3 protein-coding genes are annotated in these 2,461 nt (G+C 63.5%); 1 reads left to right on the top strand and 2 read right to left on the bottom strand.

Going from position 1 to position 2,461, the window contains the following annotated elements:
- Positions 1–154 precede the first annotated feature (154 nt).
- Both EOA38_RS33645 and EOA38_RS33640 read right to left on the bottom strand, forming a co-directional pair.
- A complete protein-coding gene (locus EOA38_RS33645; protein WP_348627547.1) occupies positions 155–1,222 on the bottom strand; it encodes a nitroreductase family protein in 1,068 nt (355 codons plus the stop codon).
- A 259-nt stretch (positions 1,223–1,481) separates the two neighbouring features.
- Complete coding sequence (locus EOA38_RS33640; RefSeq protein ID WP_127221803.1) at positions 1,482–1,829, bottom strand: GFA family protein; 348 nt, start codon at positions 1,827–1,829, stop codon at positions 1,482–1,484.
- 175 nt (positions 1,830–2,004) lie between these two features.
- Between EOA38_RS33640 and EOA38_RS33635 the strand changes: the two genes are divergently transcribed.
- Positions 2,005–2,461, top strand: a 457-nt coding sequence (locus EOA38_RS33635; RefSeq protein WP_245480987.1) for an amidase family protein, incomplete at its 3' end; no start/stop codon positions are given.

Here is a 2,461-nt window from a genome sequence, read left to right as displayed (position 1 = left end):
GAGACAGGCTGAGTAGTCTGGTCGCTATGATCTCTCTCGTGTCGGCCCGGAGCCTCCAGAGCTTCGGGCCGATGCCGTCATGATGGCCGCTGCGAAAAGTCGATGATTTGGCCAACGGAGAAGCTGCCGCCGGCGGCACTCAGGCTCGACACCATCATGCGATCACCGAAGCCACCGGCCTTCTTGGCGAAAACGGCAAGGTCGGTCCATAGCCGAACCGCATTACAAGATCAGGTCTGCGGGTCTCGCCGATGATCGCCGCCAGGTCGGCGCGCAGACGCGCGACCTCGACGGGCTGATTGATAAAGGCGGTCTTGAGCCCCAACTTGGTCGCTGCCAAAGCGAAGCGCTGGCATGCCTGGCCGACCCTGATCCAGTGATCATGGTCCGGTCGCTCGCCAAAAAAGATCGCGACCCCGGCGGATGAGTCGATTTGACGGGCGTAGTTCTGATTTTCTTGCGCGACGTTGAATAGCTGGTCGAACGCGACCCAACCCAAGCCGGTCGGCAACGCCGGGTTGCCGCTCGAGGCGGAGAAGAGCCCATCGCCGCTTGCCATCGCGCTGCGCGGGTTGAATCGTATCCACTGTTTCAACTCATGCATGAACGCGGGGTCGTTCATCTGATCCTCGTTGCCGGCAAGGGCAAGATCCCGCACCTGCTTCATCCGCTCCTGGTCCGTAACGAGCGCCAGGCTCACGCCCGGCATCGCCGCTGTCCGCTCAAGTTCAACGAGATCCGCCGGAGGGATGGCGCGACCGTCGTATTCGGCACGCGTCGATTGGCGTTTCGAAATGGCATCGACAAGAGGGTCCGCCTTCGGCGCGCCCATGACATAGTCGTAACGGACTCCGTTACCATCCGCCGTGAGCGAGGCCTCGCCGGAACGGCCAGTCGCCGCCGCTGCGAGCGCGAGGTTGGCCGCGGCGCATCCCAGGCTGACATAGAGATGATGGTCGTCAGGATCGACGACGGGAGTTCGTCGCCGGAAGTCAGGCCGGATCTCGATTGCCTGCCCTTCAAGCCGGAATTGCCAGGGCTGCGTATTGTGACTGTTGGCCGCCAGGGTTGCGTAACGGATCACGGCTTCAAGATCGGGCGTCAGCCGGTCGCGCAATCCGGCGGCGAAGGCCTGATACTGGACCATCGACCCGACCGCCGATCGCCAAGCGGCGACACCGGCGCCCGCCGCGACAAGCGCCGCGCCTGCGCCCACGAGCATCGTTCGCCTGTTCATCGCGCCCTCTCGAATAAGCTCGCAGGCAAGATAGTGCCGGTCCGAGAATCGCCCTTGATCTCAATCAAGGCCCCGTTGGTCGACCATGCCGGCGTGGGGCAATGGTCGCCTTTGCTTGCTCGGGCTTGGCGTTCTGGCGCTGCTAAAGCGCGTCACGCTGAAACGAATTCAGGCGACGCGCTTTAAATCTTGTTTGATGCATGTCGTTGTCCCAAAACCGCTGCGCACTTTTGGGCGACATGCATCAGGCGGCGCGGCCGTCGAACTCGAAGACCTGCACTGCGGGTAGGTTGACGCCCTCGAGGCAGTTGATGTTGATGTAGGCGCTGCGCTCGCTGCCCTGGCCGACATCCTCGGCGAAGGGATGGATGCCGCAGGTCCGGCAGAAACGATGCGCGATCGCACCCCTGCCAAAGGTGTATTTGCCGAGATCGTCTCCCCAGGCGACCAGGCGCATGCTTTCGTGCGGCACGGCCCAAAGCAACGCGCCCTTGCGGCCGCAGATCGAGCAGTTGCAGCGCACGGCGCCGCCAAGCTCGCCTTCGACCTCGAACGCCACCTTGCCGCAGTGGCAACTGCCTTTGTACAGCATCAGTCTTTTCCTATCGCTGGCAGGTGCACAGGCACGCTTGCCGGGTTATCCCTTGCGCTGGCCTAGCCGACCGCATCAAGTCTTTGTTTTCACGCAATTCCGGACGGAAAACCGCTACACACTTTTCCTGGAATTGCTTTAAAGACGTTGCATCCTTGCGGAGTCCGACATCGACATGCAATCCGTTCGCGACCGCCTCGAAATCATCCTGTCACGTCTTGCCAATCGCGCCGCGGACGAGAAGGTGTACACAAAGCTCTATGTCGAGGCCGCGCGGGCAGCAGCCACCGGGGCCGACGCCCGCCATAAGGCCGGCGTAAGCCTCGGCCCGCTCGACGGCACGATCGTCTCGATCAAGGACTTGTTCGACGTCGCCGGCGAGCCGACCCGGGCGGGTTCGCTGATGTTCGCCAGTGCCCAGCCTGCCGCGCGGGACGCGGCGATCGCGCGCAGGCTGCGCCAGGCCGGCGCCGTGATCCTCGGCAAGACCAACATGACCGAATTCGCCTTCACCGCGATCGGCGACAATCTGCATTACGGCACGCCGGGCAACGCCGCCGATGCCAGCCTGATTCCGGGCGGCTCCTCGTCCGGAGCCGCGGTCGCCGTCGGCGAGGGCAGCAGCGATATCT

It is taken from the genome of Mesorhizobium sp. M1E.F.Ca.ET.041.01.1.1 (assembly GCF_003997355.1).
Classification (GTDB): Bacteria; Pseudomonadota; Alphaproteobacteria; order Rhizobiales; family Rhizobiaceae; genus Mesorhizobium.
This window is presented reverse-complemented; position numbering and strand designations above follow the sequence as displayed.